We start from the raw sequence: 20499 nt of genomic DNA, 5'->3' as shown, positions 1-20499 counted from the left end.
TCAATCCGTATGGATTTGCACAGCAGATATCCCAGCATCGAAGATCTGAAGCGTCGGGCCAAAACCAGAATCCCCCATTTCGTGTGGGAATACCTGGACAGCGGTACCGGAGTCGAAGCAACACTGAACCGAAACCGCGCCGCCCTGGATCGTATTGGCTTTTTGCCCTCAATCCTGCACGGAACGATATCTTGTGACACCGGCACCGATTTTTTGGGGAAACGTTACCCGCTCCCGTTTGGTGTAGCTCCGATCGGAATGGCGGGCTTGATCTGGCCCGACGCCGAGGGGGTTTTGGCGCGGGCCTGCGCGGCGGCAAGCCTGCCTTTTACCCTCTCAAACGTTGCGACCCAAAGCCCCGAAGACCTGGACGGCCACATCGGGGATGACGCGTGGTTTCAACTCTACCCCCCAAAGGACCCAGACATCCGCATGGATTTGCTCAACCGGGTCAAAGCTGCCGGATTCTCAACGCTGGTAATGACTGCGGACGTGCCGGTGGCGTCTCGACGGGAAAGACAAATCCGTTCGGGGCTTACGAACCCGCCCAGGCTGACCCCCCGCTTGCTGGCACAAATCATTCAACGGCCTGCATGGGCCCTTGCCATGGCGCGTAGCGGGCCACCGCGGATGCGCACATTGGACAAGTACACCGACGATTCAAGCAATCTCCCTCCGACAGCGCATGTTGGGTATCTACTGCGCACGTCGCCGGACATGGACTATGTCAGATGGCTGCGCGATGCGTGGGATGGTCCTTTCATAGTTAAAGGGGTTATGCGTGCCGTGGATGCTGAACCGCTGAAACAGGCGGGTGTCGACGCCTTGTGGATATCCAATCACGGTGGTCGACAGTTCGACGCCGCCCCCGCAAGTATCGAGGCGCTACCAGCCATTCGTGCCGCGACAGATCTGCCACTGATACTCGATAGCGGCATCGAAGGGGGGCTGGATATTCTGCGCGCGAAAGCACTGGGCGCAGATTTGGTCATGCTTGGGCGTGGGTTCATGTATGCTCTCGCAGCCCTAGGCGTCGATGGCCCTGACCATGCGATAGACATTCTGCGGCAAGATCTGCTGGCGAATATGGGTCAGCTGGGGGCAGAATCTCTAGATCACTTGCCACCTGCAATATCTCAGATTGATGCTGCGGCGCGGCACGTGTAATACGTTAGCGCCAACATAGGGCGTTTGCGAGCGTTAACATGCCGGTTCTACCCAGAACGACTGATATACGTGCGCGTATTGTCCGCTTATGAACACGGCCAAACCATAAAGACCGGGACCGCAAATGACCGACTTCAACAAGATCCTGATCGCCAACCGCGGCGAGATTGCCATTCGCGTGATGCGCGCAGCCAATGAGATGGGCAAACGCACCGTCGCTGTCTTCGCCGAAGAGGACAAGCTGGGCCTGCACCGTTTTAAGGCGGATGAGGCGTATCGCATTGGCGAAGGCATGGGCCCGGTGGCTGCATATCTTTCGATTGATGAAATCATCCGCGTCGCCAAGGAATGCGGCGCAGACGCGATCCACCCGGGTTACGGCCTGCTGTCGGAAAACCCCGATTTCGTGGATGCCTGTGTGCAGAACGGCATAACCTTCATCGGACCGAAAGCTGAAACCATGCGCGCCCTTGGCGACAAGGCCAGCGCCCGCCGCGTTGCGATTGCAGCTGGCGTTCCGGTCATTCCGGCAACCGAGGTTCTGGGCGATGACATGGACGCGATCCGCGCGGAGGCCGCCGAGATCGGTTACCCGCTGATGCTGAAGGCCAGCTGGGGCGGAGGCGGACGCGGGATGCGCCCGATCGAATCCGAGGCAGAGCTGGAAGAAAAGGTACTGGAAGGCCGCCGCGAGGCCGAGGCCGCTTTTGGCAATGGAGAAGGCTATCTGGAAAAGATGATCACCCGTGCCCGCCATGTCGAGGTGCAGATTCTGGGCGACAAGCACGGTGAGATTTACCACCTGTACGAACGCGACTGCTCGGTTCAGCGCCGGAACCAGAAGGTCGTGGAACGCGCCCCTGCCCCGTATCTGTCTGACGAACAGCGCGCGGAAATCTGTGAACTCGGCCGCAAAATCTGCGCCCATGTGAATTATGAATGCGCGGGCACGGTCGAATTCCTGATGGATATGGAAACCGGCAAGTTCTACTTCATCGAAGTGAACCCCCGCGTACAGGTCGAACATACCGTCACCGAAGAGGTCACGGGCATCGACATCGTGCAGGCGCAAATCCTGATCGCCGAGGGTAAAACTCTGGCCGAAGCAACCGGCGCTGCCAGCCAGTCCGACGTGCGTCTGAACGGTCACGCGCTGCAGACGCGGATCACGACCGAAGATCCGCAGAACAATTTTATCCCCGATTATGGCCGCATCACCGCCTATCGCTCGGCCACCGGAATGGGCATTCGTCTGGATGGCGGCACGGCCTATGCGGGCGGGGTGATCACGCGTTATTACGACTCGTTGCTGACCAAGGTCACGGCCAAGGCGCCCACGCCTGAGGCTGCGATTGCGCGGATGGACCGGGCGCTGCGCGAGTTCCGTATTCGCGGTGTCAGCACCAATATCGACTTTGTTATCAACCTGCTGAAGCACCCGACCTTCCTGTCGAACGAATACACCACCAAGTTCATCGACACGACGCCGGACCTGTTTGCCTTCAAGCGGCGCCGCGACCGGGGCACCAAAGTTCTGACCTATATCGCGGATATTACCGTGAACGGGCACCCCGAGACCAAGGACCGTCCCGAACCCCGCGCCGACCTGAAAGAGGCCAAGCCCCCCGCGTTGAAGGGGGAACCCCAAATGGGCACCCGCAACCTGCTGGAACAGAAAGGCCCGCAGGCGGTCGCAGACTGGATGAAGGCGCAGCGCCAGTTGCTGATCACCGACACCACCATGCGCGACGGGCACCAGTCGCTGTTGGCCACGCGGATGCGCTCAATCGACATGATCAAGGTGGCACCGACCTACGCGGCCAACCTGCCGCAGTTGTTCTCGGTCGAATGCTGGGGCGGAGCGACATTCGATGTGGCCTACCGCTTCTTGCAGGAATGCCCGTGGCAGCGTCTGCGTGACCTGCGCGAAGCGATGCCGAACCTGATGACCCAGATGCTGCTGCGTGGCGCAAACGGGGTTGGCTACACCAACTACCCCGACAACGTGGTGCAGGAATTCGTCCGTCAGGCGTCGCAGAATATCGACGTGTTCCGCGTGTTCGACTCGCTGAACTGGGTCGAGAACATGCGCGTTGCCATGGATGCGGTGGTTGAGAACGGCAAAATCTGTGAGGGCACCGTTTGTTATACCGGTGATATTCTGGACCCGGATCGCGCCAAATATGACCTGAAATACTATGTCGGCATGGCGAAAGAGCTGCGCGACGCGGGCGCGCATGTTCTGGGCCTGAAAGACATGGCGGGTCTGCTGAAACCGGCCTCGGCCAAGATCTTGATCCGCGCGTTGAAGGAAGAGGTCGGACTGCCGATCCACTTCCACACGCACGACACCGCGGGCATCGCCAGCGCCACCATTCTGGCCGCGTCCGAGGCGGGCGTGGACGCGGTGGATTGCGCGATGGACAGCTTCTCGGGCAACACTTCTCAGGCGACGCTGGGCACCGTGGTCGAGGCGCTGCGCCACACGGATCGTGACACCGGGTTGGACATCAAGGCCATCCGCGAGATCAGTGACTACTTCGAAGCAGTTCGTGGCCAATACGCGGCGTTTGAGTCCAGCCTGCAGGCTCCGGCCTCCGAGGTTTATCTGCACGAAATGCCCGGCGGTCAGTTCACCAACCTCAAGGCGCAGGCGCGCAGCTTGGGGCTGGAGGAACGCTGGCATGAGGTCGCTCAGATGTATGCCGACGTGAACCAGATGTTCGGCGATATCGTCAAGGTGACACCATCGTCCAAGGTGGTTGGTGACATGGCGCTAATGATGGTCAGCCAGGGCCTGACCCGTGCTGACGTTGAAAGCCCGGATACGGATGTGGCCTTCCCTGATTCAGTCGTGGACATGATGCGCGGCAACCTGGGCCAACCTCCGGGCGGGTTCCCCGACACCATCATCCACAAGGTCCTCAAGGACGAGGCCCCCAACACGGACCGCCCCGGCAAGGATGTACCTGCCGTCGATCTTGAAGCCACCCGCGCCGAGCTGTCGAAGCAACTGGAAGGCAAAGAGGTCGATGACGAGGATCTGAACGGGTATCTGATGTATCCCAAGGTCTTCCTGGACTATATGGGCCGCCACCGTACCTATGGTCCGGTTCGCACCCTGCCCACGCGCACCTTTTTCTATGGAATGGAACCGGGCGAAGAAATCACGGCCGAGATCGACCCCGGCAAGACGTTGGAAATTCGGTGTCAGGCCATTGGTGAGACCGACGAAAAAGGTGAAGTGAAGGTCTTTTTTGAACTCAACGGCCAACCGCGTGTAATTCGAGTGCCGAACCGTCTTGTCACGTCGTCGACACAGACGCGCCCCAAGGCTGAAACCGGCAACCCCAGCCACATCGGCGCACCAATGCCCGGCGTCGTCGCAACCGTTTCCGTTACTGCCGGACAAGAGGTGAAGGAAGGCGACCTGTTGCTGACCATCGAAGCCATGAAGATGGAAACTGGCATCCACGCAGAGCGTGACGCGACCGTTAAGGCGATCCACGTGCAGCCCGGCGGCCAGATTGACGCTAAGGACCTACTGGTCGAACTTGAGTGAACGATCTAGTTTAATTCCCAACCTTCGGGCCGCTCGGACATCCGGGCGGCCCGTCGCTTTGCAAACGGGAGGGAAAACATGCTGTCTATCACACCTATCTACGCTGCGCTGCTGGCGATCATCTACGTCGCTCTCAGCGGCTGGGTCATTAGTACCCGCCGGAGCCAAAAGATCTCGTATGGCGACTCGGGCAACGGCGAGATGCTTAAAGCGGTACGAACCCATTCCAACTTTGCAGAATATGCTCCGTTTGGGTTGCTGCTGATCGCCATGGTCGAGCTTCAGGGGGCGAGCGGCCTGATGGTCAATCTGTTGGGGCTGTGTTTGCTGTCCGGACGCATGCTGCATGCCTACGGATTCGGTAAGACGCCTCAGATCGTTATCCTACGCCAACTCGGTATGGTTTTGACGTTTACAGCCCTTCTGGTGGCGGCTATCTCGAATCTGATATTGGCCTTTTGATCACCGCAACACGGGTCAGCCGGTCAAAACACGTGTTTCAACCCTAGGCAATTGCCCGAGGTCAGGCTCGGCCTTTCCAAGCCTGTCCTCGTCCCGCACACTCAGTGCACAGCTTAAAACGATCAAACCGGCCAATAGAGCCGTCTTTATGTCTGCTACCCGCTTCATTTCCTCGTTTCCATCTTTGTTGTTTTGCGTTGCTCTATGTCTTGAACACTTCAGCAGCGCATTTCCGTCGAAATATTTTTGCACCTTTTTGTGCTTTTCCGCTTGCAGCCCTGCGCGGGAATTTATACATCCCTCCTCACTCAACGGCGCGGGCGTAGCTCAGGGGTAGAGCATAACCTTGCCAAGGTTAGGGTCGGGCGTTCGAATCGCCTCGCCCGCTCCATTGAGAGGTCTTCGGACCAACATAGTATCTGATGCGGGCGTAGCTCAGGGGTAGAGCATAACCTTGCCAAGGTTAGGGTCGGGCGTTCGAATCGCCTCGCCCGCTCCAGATACCAAATTCTTGAAACTTTTCTGGCCACCTGCCGATTGTTACGCCATTCTGTTGGCGTTGTAGGTGTTATCGTTACAAGTTTCAGGATTTTAACATGTCAGGATATAGTATCAGGTCACTGACCGCCGATGAATTGCAACACGCCGTTGACTGGGCCGGCCGCGAAGGGTGGAACCCCGGCGTGCACGACGCTCAGTGTTTTCGCCCAACAGACCCAAGTGGATTTCTGGGCGGCTTTCTGGATGGTGAGATGATCGCGTCGGTCTCGGCCGTGAACTATGACGACGCTTTTTCGTTCCTTGGCTTTTACATTGTTCGGCCCGAATTTCGACATCACGGCCACGGTCTCGAGATAGCCAGACACGCACTTGCCCATTGTGAAGGCCGCAACATGGGGCTGGATGGCGTGGTCGAGCAACAGGATAATTACCGGAAATCAGGGTTCACCTTTGCCTACAACAATTTCCGCTTCGGCGCCCCCGTTCGACAGGTCTTGCCCAAACTGGGTCAAGTTCTGGGCAATGGGGTTGCGCCCATAAAGACAGCCACCGACGCCCTTAAAGCCTACGACCGACAGCTATTCCCGGCAGCGCGGGACGCATTTTTGCAAAGCTGGCTAAGCGCCTACTCCCACATCTCACGCGTCTACACCGAAAATGGTCAGATCAGAGGATATGCCACCCTTCGCCCCTGCAAAACGGGGTACAAAGTCGGCCCGCTTTTTGCCGATGACGCCGCAATTGCTCAGGCGCTTTTGGCCAGTTTGCTCGCCGCTATTCCCGTAGATCATCGCGATCACGATGTCTTTGTCGACATGCCCCAGCCCAACGATGCCGCCATCGCGATGGCGCAGCAGTTGGAGTTAAAGAAAGTGTTCGAAACAGCGCGCATGTATTCCGATCATGAACCGGACATCGACCTGAGTCGGGTTTTCGGGGTAACTACGTTTGAGTTGGGTTAGAACGCCTTGAACGTCATCGTGGTCAGCGATCTTTCGATATCAGGAATCACCAGCAAGTTTTCGTTGATGAAATGACCCACATCTTCAGTTTCCGGAATATAGAGCTTTAGCAGCAGGTCGTATTCACCACTGGTCGAATAAAGCTCGGAATGAATTTCGCGCAGGGCGATGTCTTCGGCCACCTTATAGGTGGTGCCGGGTTTGCAGCGGATCTGGATGAAAACGCAGGTGGACATGGGCCGGGCCTTATTGGTTCGTGTTGGTCGCAAGCTGGCACGAGGCGCGCCAGGGTGCAATCCCCTGCAACAGTTTATGGCGAATGCGCCTTTGCGGTCTGGATATGCGCGCCCTTCCCCGTCTATAAGCGCGCCTGTAGCAAAAGGAATTCGCCCATGCGCAGCGCAAAGATCAGCCGTCAGACCGCCGAAACCGAAATCTCGGTCGAGGTCAATCTGGACGGCACCGGCACCTATGACAACCAGACCGGCGTCGGGTTCTTCGATCATATGCTGGACCAGCTGGCGCGTCATTCGCTGATCGACATGACGATCCGCGCCAAGGGCGATTACCACATCGACGACCACCACACGGTCGAAGACACCGGCATCGCGCTGGGTCAGGCGCTGACGCAGGCATTGGGCGACAAGAAGGGCATCCGGCGCTATGGCGAATGCCACTTGCCGATGGATGACGCGCAGGTGCGCTGTGCGCTTGACCTGTCGGGCCGTCCGTTCCTGATCTGGAACGTGGACCTGCCGACGCACAAGATCGGCACGTTCGACACCGAGTTGGTACGTGAGTTCTTTCAGGCGCTGTCCACCCATGGCGGCATCACCCTGCATATCGACCAGTTGCACGGCTTCAACAGCCACCACATTGCCGAAGCTGCCTTTAAGGCCGTCGCCCGCGCCCTGCGACTCGCGGTCGAAACCGACCCGCGCAAGGCGGATGCGATTCCATCCACGAAAGGCGCGCTGTAGATGCTGACAGCGATCATTGACTACGAAAGCGGCAACCTGCACTCGGCGGAAAAGGCGTTTCAGCGGATGGCGCGGGAATTGGATGCGGGCGAGGTCGTCGTGACCGCGGACGCAGATGTTGTCGCGCGCGCCGACCGGCTGGTTCTGCCTGGCGACGGGGCTTTCCCGGCCTGCGCCGCCGAACTGCGCGGCCATAAGGGCATCCACGACGCCATGGTTGAGGCGGTGGAGCAAAAAGGCCGTCCGTTTCTTGGCATCTGCGTCGGGATGCAGCTGATGGCCTCTACAGGTCATGAATACACCGATACTGATGGTCTGGGCTGGGTTGCGGGCGATGTGGTGCGGATTGAACCGTCAGACAGCGCGCTGAAAGTCCCGCACATGGGCTGGAACGATCTGGTTCTGGAAAGCGATCACCCTGTGTTTGACGGGATAAAATCCGGCGATCACACCTATTTCGTCCACTCCTACCACTTGCGGGTCGCGGACCCAGCACAGCGTCTGGCCTATGTGGACTATGGGCGGGACGTCACGGCCGTGATTGGCCGTGACACGATGGTTGGAATGCAGTTTCACCCTGAGAAAAGCCAGGATGTGGGGCTGCGCATGATCGGCAACTTCCTGACGTGGAAGCCCTGATCCTTTACTGAACGCGGGTCCAAGTCTGGCCGCGGCAGATCAGACCACCCGCAGCACAGCCTTTGACGGTCAGCTTGTTCTGGCTGTCCAGTTGCATCTTTGAACTGTAGGTCTTATCGCGGTCCGGGGCCCAGATTTTGCCACCACCATAAGCGCCATCCCCTTGCGCCTGCATATCCCAGATCATCTGTTTACCCAAATTCTCATAGTTCAACGATTGATTGCCCGAGGCGTCAAACGCGCTATCGATGATTCCACAGATGGCACTGCCGCAGGGCTGGATCGAAACTTGCAGATAGTTGCCTTCATCTCCGGGCTCGGTTTTCCAAAGACCGTCGACCGGGTCTGCCAGCGCTGCCGTAGAAAGAACAGAAAAGGCCGCTGCTGCAATGAATGTAGATTTCATGATCTTCTCCCTTTTATGAGGCCACTTTGTCGCGCCTTATGTCGTCGGGCAAGAATGACCCCGCGTCGCGTTGCATCCCCTGCCCCGCTTGTGCGATATCCCCCGCGTGTAACACTGATATAGGGCCGCCGATCATGATCCTCTACCCCGCCATCGACCTCAAAGACGGCCAGGCCGTGCGCCTGTTGCGTGGCGAAATGGACAAGGCGACTGTGTTCAATGACGACCCGGCCGCCCAGGCGAAAGCATTTGTCGAAGCCGGCTGCGAGTGGCTGCATCTGGTCGACCTGAACGGTGCCTTCGCCGGCGAGCCGGTCAATGCCGCCCCGGTCGAGGCGATCCTGTCGGCATGCAAAGTCCCCGCCCAGCTAGGTGGAGGCATCCGCGATATGACAACAATCGAAACCTGGATCGACAAAGGGCTCGCCCGCGTCATTCTTGGTACCGTTGCGGTCGAAAATCCCGATCTGGTCCGCGAAGCCGCGCGTGAGTTTCCCGGCAAGGTCGCCGTGGGTATCGACGCCCGCAACGGCATGGTCGCCACCAAAGGCTGGGCCGAGGAAACCGATGTCGAGGTCACCGAACTTGCCCGCAGCTTCGAGGATGCGGGCGTCGCGGCCATCATCTACACCGATATCAACCGCGACGGCGCGATGCAGGGCCCGAATATTGAAGCCACAGCCGCCCTCGCCCGCGCCGTGTCCATTCCGGTGATCGCGTCGGGCGGAGTGAGCTCGCTGGATGATCTGATCGCCCTGCGCGATTGTGGCGTGGAATTGAATGGTGCCATTTCGGGCCGTGCGCTGTACGACGGGGCGCTTGATCTGAAAGAAGCGCTTGCCACGCTCGGCGCGTAATCAAGCCGACCGGCGGTTATTCCAGCTTCCATGTGTGTTTCCGGGGCTGCCCATCTTTGTATGGCTGCAGCTCCGTTTCACTGATTTTTATGAATTGAAAACAACCCGTCCAGTCTCCGGTCTTTTCGCACCACTTATCGCCATCAACATACCACTCGCCGTCGTAGGAGTTTCCCCCGAAATTACCGGCAAGTTTACCTTTTTTGCGACCAGTGCTGTATGCCTGTGCCCACTGCGTCTTGTCATCCTGATTAGAAATAGACCGGACTGTTGACCCGGGTAGGGTTGCCAAAAGTTCTGACTTGGACATGAAATCTTGCGCAAACGCTCCGGTGGTAAACACCCCGACACACATCACTGCTGCGCTGATTGTTTGTAAGGCAATTTTCATAAAAAACCTCCCAATATGTGCTTTGAAATGCGGCAATTCTATCACAAATCGCCGCCATCCCAAAACTTGAGAGGTATCGCCACGCACCCGCCGGCGTGGCAGAACCTTATTGCGCGGCCGCTGCAGTCAGTTTGGCCAGTGCGCCGCGCATCTTTTCGATGACTGGGGCATCAGAGACACCATTGAGATCCTCCAAGGTCTCTTTCGGGTCTTCATAGGCCAACCAAACCTGCCCGTTGGCGTCCTCATAAGCCTGAACCTTCAGCGGCAGGAACAGCCCGGCGCGCGGGTCGATCTGCATGGCGGGTGTACCAAGTGCAGGGTTGCCGAAGATCAGCACCTGATTGGCCGGGATCGGTGTACCCACCTTCTCGGCGCCGGCGGCATGGTCGACACGGGCAAAGACGGTTGCGCCTGCATTGCCGACAGCAGCCTCAAGCGCGTCCAGCGCCTCGGCCACGGATTTATTTGTCTCAACTTTGATGATGTCGTCTGCCATGGCGGACAGTGCCCCTCCGAATGTGAGTATTGAAGCCAGAATAAGATGTCGCATCTCGATAATCCTTTTCATGAATTTCATCCCTAATTTCCACGGCTTCGCGGGAGATCACAATCACAAGTCTGGCATCGGCGGGGCTTTGCCGTTAGAGGTGCGCCAACAAAGGACTTCGACATGCTGAAAACACGCATCATTCCCTGCCTGGACGTCGCTGATGGCCGCGTGGTCAAGGGCGTCAATTTTGTTGGCCTGCGCGATGCGGGCGATCCGGTGGAATCGGCCAAGGCCTATGATGAGGCTGGCGCGGATGAGATCTGTTTTCTGGACATTCACGCCACCCATGAAAACCGCGGTACCATGTTCGACGTGGTTCAACGCACGGCCGAGCAGTGCTTTGTCCCCCTGACCGTTGGTGGCGGCGTACGCACCAAGGACGATGTTCGTGCCCTGCTATTGGCCGGGGCGGATAAGGTCAGCTTCAACTCGGCCGCCGTGGCCAACCCCGATGTGATCGCCGAATCCGCCGATCAGTTCGGCAGTCAGTGCATCGTGTGCGCCATTGACGCCAAAACCGTCAGCCCCGGCAAGTGGGAGATTTTCACCCATGGCGGCCGCAAGCCCACCGGTATCGACGCGGTCGAGTTCGCCAAAACCGTCGTTGCCAAGGGTGCGGGTGAAATCCTGCTGACATCAATGGATCGCGACGGCACCAAGGCGGGGTTCAACCTGCCGCTGACCCGCGCCATTTCTGATGCTGTGGACGTGCCGGTGATCGCCTCGGGCGGGGTCGGCAATCTGGATCATCTGGTCGAAGGCGTCACCGAAGGTGGGGCCAGTGCGGTTCTTGCGGCCTCGATCTTCCATTTCGGCGAATACACTATCCGCGAGGCCAAAGAGCATATGGCCGCCGCCGGCATCCCCATGAGGCTGACATGAGTATCCTGCACGATCTGGCCGCCACGATCGACTCGCGCAAGGGGGCGGACCCCGACAGCAGTTGGACGGCCAAGCTGTTGTCCAAAGGCCCCGAGAAATGCGCCGAGAAATTCGGCGAAGAGGCCGTCGAGGCCATCATCGAAGCGGTCAAGAACGACAAAGCCGGGCTGACAGCCGAGGCAGCGGATGTGCTGTATCACCTGCTGGTCATGTTGGCCGCGCGCGATGTGGCGCTGGATGATGTGTTGGCCGAACTGGCCCGCCGTCAAGGTATCAGCGGCATCTCCGAAAAAGCTGCAAGGCCAAAGGGCTAGGCTTTCGCCGACGTGCCTTTATGATCGGGTTTCAACACCGAACGGATCAAAGGGCCCGCAGATGATCAAAACCTTGGCCACCCTATTGGCCCTTGTGGCGTTGACTGCTTGTGCCAGCCTTCCGCCCCAGACCGGGGACGAGGTGCAACGTCTGGCCACCGAAATCCGCAATCTGGGGCCTGGCATTGATCCATCCGAGGCCGACCGCGCCGCACGTATCACCTATGCCTATACCGCGCAGCTTGCGCAGGAATACCAGATCACCGATCCCCCGCTGATCCACAATGCCAAGGTCAACAAGGGCCTAAAGCCGCGCGGACTGTGCTGGCACTGGGCCGAGGATATCGAGCAGCGTCTGAACCAAGAGGGTTTCAAAACCCTGAAGATGCACCGGGCCATCGCCAATGCTGATAACCCGCTGCGAATTGACCACAGCACCGCGATTATCAGTCGTTCAGAGGATGGGATGCAGGACGGAATCATTCTGGACCCCTGGCGGTACGGCGGAACTCTTTTTTGGTCACCCTTCAGCGAGGACACCCGATATGACTGGGTCCCGCGCGAGGTTGTGATGGCACAAAGGCGTATCGAACAATACGGCGAGCTCCTCGCCTATACAGGCGAATAGCTTATAGCTTGGACGAGATCACCCCGGTCGCGAACCCACCCATCCGCAGCTCGCCGAAAAGGCGCTGATATTCGATCTTGGGACAGCGATTCATCACCACATCAACACCGCGCGTCTGCGCCTTTGCTGCAGCGTCGGCATGTTCTACACCGATCTGCATCCAAATGGTTCCCAATTCCGGAAACGCATCCAGTGCTTGATCAACGATCGGAGGGACAGCCTCGGACCGTCGAAAAATATCAACCATATCGACCGATTCCCGAACATCTGACAAAGACGCCCGAACCTTGGTGCCAAACAGCTCTTTTCCCGCATGCCCAGGATTGACCGGGATAACCGTGTACCCCTTGAGCGATAAGTAGCGAGCAACATAATAGCTGGGCCGGACCGGGTTCATCGAAACACCAAGCACGGCCACAGTTTTCGTGCGCTTAAGTATGTTCGACAGAAATGCGTCTGTGTATTTAGTCATGCCGCCACCCTATGCGCAGTCCATCAAAGAAAAAAGCGCCCAGGTAATAACCCGGGCGCAAGGTGTTGGAACGAGGGACAGTGAAATGACCCGCGGCAGTTCCGTTCCGCGGTCACTGTGACATTTAAGCATGTCCTGGCTAAAAAAAAGAGGGGGAGCGCATTTTTGTGATGACAGATCACGAAAAGCGGAAATTCGCCTAGTTCTCGTAGAGGATAACAGGCCAGTTTGCCTCGGCCATTCGAATAAATCCGCTTGTATCCTGTTCCCACATACGCTCGATCGCTGGCGAATGCGTCAGGTAAAGGCGTCCATCGATCACCTGCCACAGGTTCGGGTCTGTACTGACCAATTCCCCCTGAGCCATTGCATAAGCGCAGTATCCTCCGAACTGAGGCGCGTACGCACGCGGGTTCATTTCGAACGCATCACGGTTTTCAGGTGTCGCAAAGTGCCACTCGGCCCCTTTCCACACCACAGAATACTCTGGGCGGCCGCGAACAGGGGCATCGCCGTTGAAATACGACACCGCATCATACCCAGCCATGGCTGCGCCATCCGTCTTGTAAAACACGGGTAAATGCTGCGCGAACGCAGCAGGAGCAAGCATAGAGGCGGTTATCGCGCCCAATAGGAAACGTCGGTACATCTTCATAAGGTCTTCATTAGGAAGTCAGGGTATCAAGATGCAATTGATTAACGCCGCTGAAACCCCAATTAACGCGGATGTGATCGCGCGTGGGTGAATAAACGCCCTAGTCGAAAATATCCTCGATCACATCCCATGCTTCGTCGAACACGCGTGAAAAGACGCTCTTTTTCTTCTTCTTTTTGGTCTTTCGCTGTTTTTCGATTCGGCGGTCCGGCTTTATGTCGGACAGCTTGCGCTTCGGCACCATTTTGAGGTCGTGCAACGGTGCGCCGCAGCTTGAACAGCTTAGCTCGTGGCGTTGCTTACCTTTCAGGACCAGCGCAGCTCGGGTGCCGCAATAGCAGCAGGTGACAATTTTCGAAGGGGTGGAAATGGCGCTCTCCTGTCTATCTATGCCTTGAAGCATATAGGGCAATTGCGGCCGCATTTGAGACATTCAGCGATCCAAAGCCGCCTGCCGCGTCAATTTTCACCAAGTGGTCAACGGTTTCCTTGGTTTTCTGCCTCAACCCCGGCCCCTCGGCCCCAAGCACCAAGGCGACCGGTTGGTCGAACTTACTATCCAGCGTCGCCTCAATCGTCTGCTCGGCCTCACCGTCCAGACCCAGGACCAGAAAACCCATATTCTGCAGCTCAACGATTGTATCGGCCAAGTTGCGCATGCGCAGGTAAGGTTGCCGCTCTAGCGCTCCACTGGCCGTTTTGGCCAAGGCACCGGTTTCCGGCGCCGAGTGGTGACGGGTGCCGATAACCGCACTGGCCCCCAGAACCTCGGCCGAGCGGAGAATCGCCCCGACGTTATGCGGGTCGGTCACACGGTCCAGCAGAATGACACGCGGATGTTCACGCCCGATACAGTTTTCGGCCAGCCCGCCCCAATCCAACGGCTTTACCTCAAGCGCGGCCCCCTGATGCACCGAGCCGGGGTCAATCGGAGCAGTAAACTTGCGCGGATCAACCATTTCAGCCTCGATCCCTGCAAATTCAATGGCTTCGTTCAGCTTGTCGCGGGCATTCCGGGTCACGATTAGGCGCAATTTCTGCCGTTTGGGGTTCATCAGGGCATCGCGCACAGCGTGCAAGCCGAACAGCCATACAGTTTCAGAAGCGGCCGCCTTGCGCGCCTGTTCCTTTTCAACGACCCACTTGGGTTTCTTCATTTCTTAGGCCTCCTGGCCGGGAATTCGGTTTCCTGCGCCAAAGCAGTATTTTCCTGTTGACGCTCGTTTAAGGCGCTAGTAATCACGCCTCCACGTCAGGTGCAACGCCTGACAGTGGGCGACAGGCCGCAAGGTGTGGCAGGGGACTGTAACTCCCTCGCGGAGACGCACGCCTGGTTCGATTCCAGGGTCGCCCACCATCTTCCTCAGATGGTAAAAAAGCGCAACGGGTTGCGTAATGTGCAGCGCGCATCATCTCCGTTCGCGAAATTGAATCTCTGAGTGACGTTGCGAGTTTTCAAAAAAAACGCCCTTGGCATACCAAAGGCGTTGTTTTTGTACGATGAAAGAACCCGCGTTAAGCAGCGGCTGCTCGTTGCGCTGTGATACGGTCAAACCATTCCAGAATGGCATCGCGTTTCGGCGTGATTTCTTCTGCTCCGCCGCCCGTGAACTCTTGGAACTTTTCCATGTTAAGACCGTTCACGCCAACCAAAACAGGGATGTCCTGCGCCAATGCCTCGGCAATCAAAGGACGAAACCCGCGCCCGTCAGCCTCATGTTTGCCGAACTTATTGACGATCAACAATTGCGGCTTGTCGGCAAGCGACGCGGTCACATACCCCACAGCCTGTTCCAGCGCGGCGGGGTCCAAACGGCATCCTCGAGATTGCGTGCCCAGTGACTGCGAGATGCGGATGGTGTCACCTTCGGGTAGGACGCGCACGTCCATATCGCATTTAGTGCTGTCGACGCATTCAGTGTTGGTTTGCACAACGCCTGCAAGCCGAGCGCCAGATTTCGACAGTTGTTCAGCAGCTGCGGCCAGCAAAAGATCGGTCGCGCCACGGTCGGTGGTGGTTACATAGCCCAGGTACATTCAGAGACCCTCGTCGTAAAACTGTGACATTCCAGATAGCACGCAAGATACACTCCGGCCACTCCTTTACCCTAAGGTAAAGGAGAAAGTCCGATCACAGCTGCGTGCAGGTGAAGCAGAACCGCATATGCGGCAAGTGAAACCAGCCAGACCCAAAGGGGTGGCCAGGGATGCGGGGCGCGCAGGGAAAAGCGCGCGGTGTTACGGGACAGGCGAATCCATTCGATGCCCATCTCGCGGGATTTGCGCTGGTCAATCAAGGCCATTCCCATCGCCGCGAACCCCGCGAACAGGCCAAACAGGATCACGTGCGAAAGGCTGCCATTGGCCAGCAGATGCGCCAGTGCCCAAAGCATCAGCGCCGCCAGCACCGGATGTCGAGTGGCGCGCAGAACGCCCGGCTTTTCCGGATCGAACGGGCGTCGACCCAATCCGCCGAATGAGAACGGATTCTGTATCGCCACACCGGCGGCGGCCAGCCACAAGGCGATGGGCATGACCAACAATGGTAACCAGCGGAAAACAGGCCAAGGTGGGATGACCTCGACATAGGGCGCACGACTGGCTGCGACAATCAGCCAGCCCAGAACCAGCAGTGACAAAGCCGAATAAGCGGCGAAATATCCCTTGCGCCCCAACGCTGTGATCAACTGCCCACGCAAGGCGGGACGCGCCGGAATAGCGTGCGTCAGCATGAATGTGATCAGCGCTGCAAGGAATAGGACCCAACCAGTCATCAGAGTCTCCGAACGTGTTGCGCCCGGTTTAGCCCTATAGGTTGGGACCGTCTTTGTTCGAAATCAAGCCAGGCGGGGCGGTCGCGCCGCCCCTGCCCTGAGTTATAGGCCCAGTGCCTTGCGGCGTTCCTCGGCAAAGCCCTGCACCATACGGTCGGCGATCAGCGCCAGAATGGCCATCGCCGCCCCGGCCGAGATGCCAAGCCCCACATCCGCCTGCCCCAACGCCAGATAGATCGACTGGCCCAGACCGGTGGTGCCGATCAGTGCCGCGATCACCAGCATCGCAAATGCATAGAGGATGGTTTGGTTCAGCCCCAGCAGGATGGTCGGCGCGGCATAGGGCGCGCGCACGTCTCGCATGATCTGCCACTCGGTCGCGCCGCTGGAGATTGCAGCCTCCATCATTTCCTCGGGTGTGTTTACCAGACCATGGCGGGTGTACCGGATCATCGGCACGATCGCATAGGCGCAGATCGCCAGAAACGCCGAGAACTCGCCAATCTGGAACACCATCAGCACCGGGATCAGGAACACGAATAGAGGGATCGTTTGCAGCATGTCACAGATCGGGCGGACGATTTTCCAGACGGGCGTCCAAACCGCGCTGGCCAGACCGATCAGCCCGCCGACCACAGCACAGGAAAACACCGCCGCACCGCTAAGGTAGAGCGACAGCAAGGCGCGCTCCCACAGGCCCGAGACAAGGATGGTGCACAGCAGCCCCACGGACAGCGCCGCCAGTCGCCAACCGCCCGCCACATAGCTGAGGGCAGCAGCCCCCGTCAGGACAAAGGGCCATGGCAGGTTCGCAATGCCGGTTTCCAACATGCCGATCAGGATCAGTACAACCAGCCCTCCGGTCAGATGCCCGCGCCATGCCATCAGCGCAGCGATCACAGCGGCCACGGCAAAGAGACCGAAGCTCATACCGGACGTCCATTGAAAGCCCCAAGTGAAGGGCAGCACCGCTTGGTCGAGACCAATCCGCAGTGGCAGCAGCACGTAGAACAGCGAGTTGTTCTTGAGCGCATCCAGCCACGGGCCGTTAGCCTGCGTAAAGGCGGTCAGGCCGCTGTCGATGGCCCCGGCCACCGGGTCCAGCAGAGTCAGCTCGGACGGGTTCGGCAGCCACAGCCAGAAGGCCGCAGTGAACAGAACGGTAAAGCCCAGAACCGCCCAGACGACTCGCTGGTCATAGCGTTTGCGTTCGGTGGCGAGCGTGCCGCTCATGCGGTCGATGACGACGGCAAACACCACGATCACAAGACCGGCCATCAGGGATTCGCCGAACTGCGCCTTGCGCATGGTCAGCAGAACCTCCCATCCGATATCGTTGAAGCCACCGATCACAGCCGCGATGATCACCATCGACAAGGCCGCCATCAGGCATTGGTTCACACCGACCATGATCTGCGTTGCCGCTGCCGGAATTTCCACCTGAAACAGTTGCTGAAACCGGGTACCGCCGGACATGATGGCGGCCTCTTTGATCTCGGGTTCGACCCGTTCCAGCCCCAGCATCACGTTGCGCGCCATGGGCGGCGCAGCATAGATGGCCGAGGCGATAAGACCCACCACCGGGCCAAAACCAAAGAGCAGCAGCAAAGGCGTCAGATAAGCGAAGGTCGGCACGGTCTGCATGACGTCCAGCACGGCTTGAACAAAGTTTTTCACGCGGGGGATCTCATTGGCCAGAATGCCGATCCCTCCACCCACAACCAGCGCCACAGGGACTGAGACAGCCACCAGCGCCAGCGTATTCATGCTTTCAGCCCAATAACCCGAGGCCAGCACGAAGCTGAGGCCAAAGAATCCCAGAGCGGCCATTGGCAGCCCGCCCAGATACCAGCCCAGCGCGGTGACAAGCCCAATCAGGATTGGCCATGGCGTGTTCGCCAGCACGAAATTGGCCGCATCCATCGGATAGGTCATCAGGTCTGAAAACAACCGCATCGCGGGTTTGATCCCGTTCAGGAACCAGTCGAGGAAGGCTCCGACCCATTGCGTCGCAGGCAACTCCCATGCGGCGGGCCATTTGACCAACCACGGGGCAATACCTTCAAGCGCCAGACACAGCGCGCCAACGACAACAGTAATCAGTGCCGCCTTGGCTCCGATCGTCAGGCGCGCCTGTGCAGGGATGTCCGTGATCGCCGTCATGTCTCATCCACCTGAAGCGCCGCAGCCAGATCGGACGGGTGAACCGTGCCGACGATTTTGCCCGCCTCATCCCGCACGGGCACCGGTTCGTACAGCTCCATGCAATGCGCCAGCGCGGCGTCCAATGTCATACTGGTTGTCAGACCGGGATCGTCCGGGCCACGTTCGGAATCGTCGCGCATGACCGAGGCGACCTTGGCGTGTTGGCCCTTGGCGACGTCTTTCGAGAATTCGCGTACATAGTCATCGACCGGGCGCAGCACGATATCGGTGGGCGTGCCGATCTGCACGATCTTGCCATCGCGCATGATCGCGATGCGGTCGGCCAGTTTCAGCGCCTCTTGGATATCGTGAGTGATAAAGACGATGGATTTCTTCAACGTCGCCTGAATGCGCAGGAATTCGTCCTGCAACTGACGACGGATCAGGGGATCGAGGGCCGAGAACGGCTCATCCAAAAACCAAATGTCGGGGTTCACGGCAAGACTGCGGGCGATGCCCACACGTTGCCTCTGACCGCCCGATAGCTGCCGTGGGAAGCTGTCTTCGCGCCCCTCAAGGCCGACCAATGAGATCACCTCTTGCGCGCGGGCCAGACGTTCCTTTTTACCAACGCCTTGAACACGCAGCGGATAGGCCACGTTTTCGGCGACGGTCATATGGGGGAAAAGACCGAAATGCTGGAACACCATGCCCAGCTTCTTACGGCGCAGGTCGGTCAGTACCTTCTTGGAGGCTCCGATGACGTTCTCGCCATCCACGCGGATTTCACCGCCCGTACCGGGCAGCAGTTGCGAGATGCAGCGGATCAGCGTCGATTTGCCCGAGCCCGACAGGCCCATGATAACGAAAAGCTCGCCCTCTTTTACCTCGAAATTGGCGTCCTGCACGGCAGGGATGAACCCGCGTTCGCGCAGATCGGAGGCGGCTTTGTCGGAGTCACTCCCTGACCGAGACAGCGCGTCGGTCAGGGCCTTGTCTGCACCGGGGCCAAAGACCTGCCAGAGATTCTGGCAGGCAATGGCTGGTGTTTGTGCGTCAGTCACTTAGGCAGACTCACTGAGTTGCCGCGTCAACAACCGGACGCCACTTGCCTTCGTTTTCTGCCATCCATGCGGCGACGACTTCCTCGACCTTACCGCCGTCGACGTCAATCGCGCCCATCATCGGCTGCTGATCTTCGACTGCCAACTGATAGTTGGTCAGAATTTCATAAGCTGCGGGCCACTTGTCTTCCATGCCGCTCCAGCTGGCCTTGAAGATGCGCGAGGGCGAGAAGTCACAATCATTCACCGCGTTGGGGTTTGGACCCCATGCGGGATCGTTGAAACAGGCTTCTTCACCGGCAGGCAGCTCAACGAATTGCACGTCATATGCGGACATCGCCCAATGCGGTTGCCAGAAGGTGATCAGCAATGGTGATTTCCGCTCGGTCGAGGCACGCAGTTCGGCAATCAAAGCGCCTTCCGAACCAGCGGGCACGGCTTTGAACGGCAGTTCCAGACCGGTCATACGGTCCGCGCCAGGAGTCCCCCAATCCGCCGGGTAATCGACCAAACGACCACCGGGCAGCGTTTCAGCCGTTGCGAAAACCTGCGCGCAGTCTTTCAGAGCTTCCCATGCGGGCAGACCCGGGCACAGTTCGGCCACGTGGGCAGGATAGGCGATGCCTTCCTTGGCGTTCAGGCCCAGATCACCGATTTCCACAACGGTGCCTTCGTCGACCTTCTTGGCATATTCGTCGGAAACGTTCGACGACCAGATTTCAAGCGTCGCATCGATATCACCATCGGCCAGTGCCTGGAACTGGTTCATCATGCCAGCCGTGACATATTCCACGTTGTACCCTGCGGCTTTCAGCATCTCACCGGCCACATGGGTGGTCACATGCTGACCAGTCCACTCGTTGATCGCCAATTTGATAGGTTCATCCACGGCGCCCATATCGGCCGCAAAAGCCGAGCCCGCAACGGTCATCGCCAAAAGGCTTACACTGAGTTTTTTCATCGACATTCTCCCTGTCTTTTTTTGCTTCGCCCGCCCCGGCACAAGCACGCGCCTTGGGGGCTGTCTCACAACATTACCATGCCGCAACATGCACAATTAAAGCCGGAAAGGGAAAGCAAACAGT

At 58.5% G+C, this 20499-nt stretch carries 23 protein-coding genes and 3 tRNA genes; 13 read left to right on the top strand and 13 right to left on the bottom strand.

Features of this window, described 5'->3' with window-relative positions:
* The first annotated feature begins 9 nt into the window (after positions 1-9).
* The 6 genes from AC2FF7_RS08850 to AC2FF7_RS08825 all read left to right on the top strand — a co-directional run bounded on the left by AC2FF7_RS08850 (position 10) and on the right by AC2FF7_RS08825 (position 6654).
* Positions 10-1167 (top strand): alpha-hydroxy acid oxidase, encoded by a 1158-nt coding sequence (locus AC2FF7_RS08850; protein WP_496905508.1) that lies wholly within the window; start codon positions 10-12, stop codon positions 1165-1167.
* Between the two features lie 124 nt (positions 1168-1291).
* A complete protein-coding gene (locus tag AC2FF7_RS08845) occupies positions 1292-4729 on the top strand; it encodes a pyruvate carboxylase (RefSeq protein WP_496905507.1) in 3438 nt (1145 codons plus the stop codon).
* A gap of 78 nt (positions 4730-4807) precedes the next feature.
* Positions 4808-5191: an MAPEG family protein gene (locus tag AC2FF7_RS08840; protein WP_480867644.1), complete on the top strand. Its 384-nt coding sequence runs from the start codon at positions 4808-4810 to the stop codon at positions 5189-5191.
* Between the two features lie 316 nt (positions 5192-5507).
* Positions 5508-5582, top strand: a tRNA-Gly gene (locus AC2FF7_RS08835).
* A 33-nt stretch (positions 5583-5615) separates the two neighbouring features.
* A tRNA-Gly gene (locus AC2FF7_RS08830) sits at positions 5616-5690 on the top strand.
* Positions 5691-5787: 97 nt separating this feature from the next.
* The gene (locus tag AC2FF7_RS08825) at positions 5788-6654 is read left to right on the top strand and encodes a GNAT family N-acetyltransferase (protein WP_170753097.1); all 867 of its coding nucleotides are present in this window, start codon (positions 5788-5790) and stop codon (positions 6652-6654) included.
* Here AC2FF7_RS08825 and AC2FF7_RS08820 read toward each other — a convergent pair.
* Positions 6651-6890, bottom strand: coding sequence for an Lrp/AsnC family transcriptional regulator (locus AC2FF7_RS08820; protein ID WP_170753098.1), 240 nt, complete (start codon positions 6888-6890; stop codon positions 6651-6653). The genes AC2FF7_RS08825 and AC2FF7_RS08820 overlap by 4 nt on opposite strands.
* A 156-nt stretch (positions 6891-7046) precedes the next feature.
* Here AC2FF7_RS08820 and hisB point away from each other — a divergent pair, with 156 nt between their 5' ends.
* Both hisB and hisH read left to right on the top strand, forming a co-directional pair.
* A complete protein-coding gene (gene hisB, locus AC2FF7_RS08815; protein WP_170352535.1) occupies positions 7047-7634 on the top strand; it encodes an imidazoleglycerol-phosphate dehydratase HisB in 588 nt (195 codons plus the stop codon).
* Positions 7635-8273, top strand: a complete 639-nt coding sequence (hisH, locus tag AC2FF7_RS08810; protein WP_480867645.1) for an imidazole glycerol phosphate synthase subunit HisH — start codon at positions 7635-7637, stop codon at positions 8271-8273.
* Between the two features lie 4 nt (positions 8274-8277).
* Here the strand turns inward: hisH and AC2FF7_RS08805 are convergent, their stop codons facing one another.
* Positions 8278-8679: a DUF2147 domain-containing protein gene (locus AC2FF7_RS08805; protein ID WP_496905506.1), complete on the bottom strand. Its 402-nt coding sequence runs from the start codon at positions 8677-8679 to the stop codon at positions 8278-8280.
* A 134-nt stretch (positions 8680-8813) separates the two neighbouring features.
* Between AC2FF7_RS08805 and hisA the strand changes: the two genes are divergently transcribed.
* Positions 8814-9536: a 1-(5-phosphoribosyl)-5-[(5-phosphoribosylamino)methylideneamino]imidazole-4-carboxamide isomerase gene (gene hisA, locus AC2FF7_RS08800; RefSeq protein ID WP_480867647.1), complete on the top strand. Its 723-nt coding sequence runs from the start codon at positions 8814-8816 to the stop codon at positions 9534-9536.
* 16 nt (positions 9537-9552) lie between these two features.
* Here hisA and AC2FF7_RS08795 read toward each other — a convergent pair whose 3' ends face one another.
* Positions 9553-9927, bottom strand: coding sequence for a hypothetical protein (locus AC2FF7_RS08795; protein ID WP_480867649.1), 375 nt, complete (start codon positions 9925-9927; stop codon positions 9553-9555).
* Between the two features lie 106 nt (positions 9928-10033).
* The gene (locus tag AC2FF7_RS08790; RefSeq protein WP_170753524.1) at positions 10034-10426 is read right to left on the bottom strand and encodes a DUF302 domain-containing protein; all 393 of its coding nucleotides are present in this window, start codon (positions 10424-10426) and stop codon (positions 10034-10036) included.
* Positions 10427-10600: 174 nt separating this feature from the next.
* Here AC2FF7_RS08790 and hisF point away from each other — a divergent pair, with 174 nt between their 5' ends.
* From hisF to AC2FF7_RS08775, 3 genes are all read left to right on the top strand, one after another.
* Complete coding sequence (gene hisF / locus AC2FF7_RS08785) at positions 10601-11362, top strand: imidazole glycerol phosphate synthase subunit HisF (RefSeq protein ID WP_170756401.1); 762 nt, start codon at positions 10601-10603, stop codon at positions 11360-11362.
* Positions 11359-11676, top strand: a complete 318-nt coding sequence (locus tag AC2FF7_RS08780) for a phosphoribosyl-ATP diphosphatase (protein ID WP_170352529.1) — start codon at positions 11359-11361, stop codon at positions 11674-11676. Before hisF ends, AC2FF7_RS08780 begins: the two co-directional genes overlap by 4 nt.
* A gap of 61 nt (positions 11677-11737) precedes the next feature.
* Positions 11738-12304: a hypothetical protein gene (locus tag AC2FF7_RS08775; RefSeq protein WP_496905505.1), complete on the top strand. Its 567-nt coding sequence runs from the start codon at positions 11738-11740 to the stop codon at positions 12302-12304.
* A gap of 1 nt (position 12305) precedes the next feature.
* On the opposite strand, the gene AC2FF7_RS08770 is transcribed toward AC2FF7_RS08775, so the two are convergent.
* The 4 genes from AC2FF7_RS08770 to rlmB form a co-directional block, all read right to left on the bottom strand.
* On the bottom strand, positions 12306-12776 hold the full coding sequence (locus AC2FF7_RS08770) for a CoA-binding protein (protein WP_480867651.1): 471 nt from the start codon (positions 12774-12776) through the stop codon (positions 12306-12308).
* Between the two features lie 199 nt (positions 12777-12975).
* Positions 12976-13431, bottom strand: a complete 456-nt coding sequence (locus AC2FF7_RS08765) for a YHS domain-containing (seleno)protein (RefSeq protein ID WP_234899415.1) — start codon at positions 13429-13431, stop codon at positions 12976-12978.
* A 100-nt stretch (positions 13432-13531) separates the two neighbouring features.
* Positions 13532-13834, bottom strand: coding sequence for a hypothetical protein (locus tag AC2FF7_RS08760; protein WP_480496961.1), 303 nt, complete (start codon positions 13832-13834; stop codon positions 13532-13534).
* A complete protein-coding gene (gene rlmB, locus AC2FF7_RS08755; protein WP_170753113.1) occupies positions 13815-14588 on the bottom strand; it encodes a 23S rRNA (guanosine(2251)-2'-O)-methyltransferase RlmB in 774 nt (257 codons plus the stop codon). Before rlmB ends, AC2FF7_RS08760 begins: the two co-directional genes overlap by 20 nt.
* A gap of 116 nt (positions 14589-14704) precedes the next feature.
* Here rlmB and AC2FF7_RS08750 point away from each other — a divergent pair.
* A tRNA-Tyr gene (locus AC2FF7_RS08750) sits at positions 14705-14788 on the top strand.
* A gap of 158 nt (positions 14789-14946) precedes the next feature.
* Here the strand turns inward: AC2FF7_RS08750 and AC2FF7_RS08745 are convergent.
* The 5 genes from AC2FF7_RS08745 to AC2FF7_RS08725 all read right to left on the bottom strand — a co-directional run bounded on the left by AC2FF7_RS08745 (position 14947) and on the right by AC2FF7_RS08725 (position 20375).
* Positions 14947-15468, bottom strand: coding sequence for a DUF2478 domain-containing protein (locus AC2FF7_RS08745; RefSeq protein WP_480867654.1), 522 nt, complete (start codon positions 15466-15468; stop codon positions 14947-14949).
* A gap of 71 nt (positions 15469-15539) precedes the next feature.
* A complete protein-coding gene (locus AC2FF7_RS08740) occupies positions 15540-16205 on the bottom strand; it encodes an NnrU family protein (RefSeq protein WP_496905504.1) in 666 nt (221 codons plus the stop codon).
* Positions 16206-16307: 102 nt separating this feature from the next.
* Complete coding sequence (locus tag AC2FF7_RS08735) at positions 16308-18368, bottom strand: ABC transporter permease (RefSeq protein ID WP_480867657.1); 2061 nt, start codon at positions 18366-18368, stop codon at positions 16308-16310.
* Positions 18365-19414 carry a quaternary amine ABC transporter ATP-binding protein gene (locus AC2FF7_RS08730; protein WP_480867659.1) on the bottom strand — a complete coding sequence of 350 codons (1050 nt, stop codon included), beginning with the start codon at positions 19412-19414 and terminating at the stop codon, positions 18365-18367. Before AC2FF7_RS08730 ends, AC2FF7_RS08735 begins: the two co-directional genes overlap by 4 nt.
* A 10-nt stretch (positions 19415-19424) precedes the next feature.
* Entirely contained in the window at positions 19425-20375 is a 951-nt protein-coding gene (locus tag AC2FF7_RS08725; protein WP_480867661.1) for an ABC transporter substrate-binding protein, read from the bottom strand.
* Positions 20376-20499 lie beyond the last annotated feature (124 nt).

Source organism: Ruegeria sp. YTSC325, assembly GCF_059609525.1.
Note: the sequence above shows the minus strand (reverse complement) of the source record. Positions and strands in the feature narration are given on the sequence as shown.

Excerpts from the sequence above, each read along its gene's own strand:
- AC2FF7_RS08850 (WP_496905508.1), top strand. The coding sequence starts at position 10 with ATGGATTTGCACAGCAGATATCCCAGCATCGAAGATCTGAAGCGTCGG.
- AC2FF7_RS08845 (WP_496905507.1), top strand. The coding sequence starts at position 1,292 with ATGACCGACTTCAACAAGATCCTGATCGCCAACCGCGGCGAGATTGCC.
- AC2FF7_RS08840 (WP_480867644.1), top strand. The coding sequence starts at position 4,808 with ATGCTGTCTATCACACCTATCTACGCTGCGCTGCTGGCGATCATCTAC.
- AC2FF7_RS08825 (WP_170753097.1), top strand. The coding sequence starts at position 5,788 with ATGTCAGGATATAGTATCAGGTCACTGACCGCCGATGAATTGCAACAC.
- AC2FF7_RS08820 (WP_170753098.1), bottom strand. The coding sequence starts at position 6,890 with ATGTCCACCTGCGTTTTCATCCAGATCCGCTGCAAACCCGGCACCACC.
- hisB (WP_170352535.1), top strand. The coding sequence starts at position 7,047 with ATGCGCAGCGCAAAGATCAGCCGTCAGACCGCCGAAACCGAAATCTCG.
- hisH (WP_480867645.1), top strand. The coding sequence starts at position 7,635 with ATGCTGACAGCGATCATTGACTACGAAAGCGGCAACCTGCACTCGGCG.
- AC2FF7_RS08805 (WP_496905506.1), bottom strand. The coding sequence starts at position 8,679 with ATGAAATCTACATTCATTGCAGCAGCGGCCTTTTCTGTTCTTTCTACG.
- hisA (WP_480867647.1), top strand. The coding sequence starts at position 8,814 with ATGATCCTCTACCCCGCCATCGACCTCAAAGACGGCCAGGCCGTGCGC.
- AC2FF7_RS08795 (WP_480867649.1), bottom strand. The coding sequence starts at position 9,927 with ATGAAAATTGCCTTACAAACAATCAGCGCAGCAGTGATGTGTGTCGGG.
- AC2FF7_RS08790 (WP_170753524.1), bottom strand. The coding sequence starts at position 10,426 with ATGGCAGACGACATCATCAAAGTTGAGACAAATAAATCCGTGGCCGAG.
- hisF (WP_170756401.1), top strand. The coding sequence starts at position 10,601 with ATGCTGAAAACACGCATCATTCCCTGCCTGGACGTCGCTGATGGCCGC.
- AC2FF7_RS08780 (WP_170352529.1), top strand. The coding sequence starts at position 11,359 with ATGAGTATCCTGCACGATCTGGCCGCCACGATCGACTCGCGCAAGGGG.
- AC2FF7_RS08775 (WP_496905505.1), top strand. The coding sequence starts at position 11,738 with ATGATCAAAACCTTGGCCACCCTATTGGCCCTTGTGGCGTTGACTGCT.
- AC2FF7_RS08770 (WP_480867651.1), bottom strand. The coding sequence starts at position 12,776 with ATGACTAAATACACAGACGCATTTCTGTCGAACATACTTAAGCGCACG.
- AC2FF7_RS08765 (WP_234899415.1), bottom strand. The coding sequence starts at position 13,431 with ATGAAGATGTACCGACGTTTCCTATTGGGCGCGATAACCGCCTCTATG.
- AC2FF7_RS08760 (WP_480496961.1), bottom strand. The coding sequence starts at position 13,834 with ATGCTTCAAGGCATAGATAGACAGGAGAGCGCCATTTCCACCCCTTCG.
- rlmB (WP_170753113.1), bottom strand. The coding sequence starts at position 14,588 with ATGAAGAAACCCAAGTGGGTCGTTGAAAAGGAACAGGCGCGCAAGGCG.
- AC2FF7_RS08745 (WP_480867654.1), bottom strand. The coding sequence starts at position 15,468 with ATGTACCTGGGCTATGTAACCACCACCGACCGTGGCGCGACCGATCTT.
- AC2FF7_RS08740 (WP_496905504.1), bottom strand. The coding sequence starts at position 16,205 with ATGACTGGTTGGGTCCTATTCCTTGCAGCGCTGATCACATTCATGCTG.
- AC2FF7_RS08735 (WP_480867657.1), bottom strand. The coding sequence starts at position 18,368 with ATGACGGCGATCACGGACATCCCTGCACAGGCGCGCCTGACGATCGGA.
- AC2FF7_RS08725 (WP_480867661.1), bottom strand. The coding sequence starts at position 20,375 with ATGAAAAAACTCAGTGTAAGCCTTTTGGCGATGACCGTTGCGGGCTCG.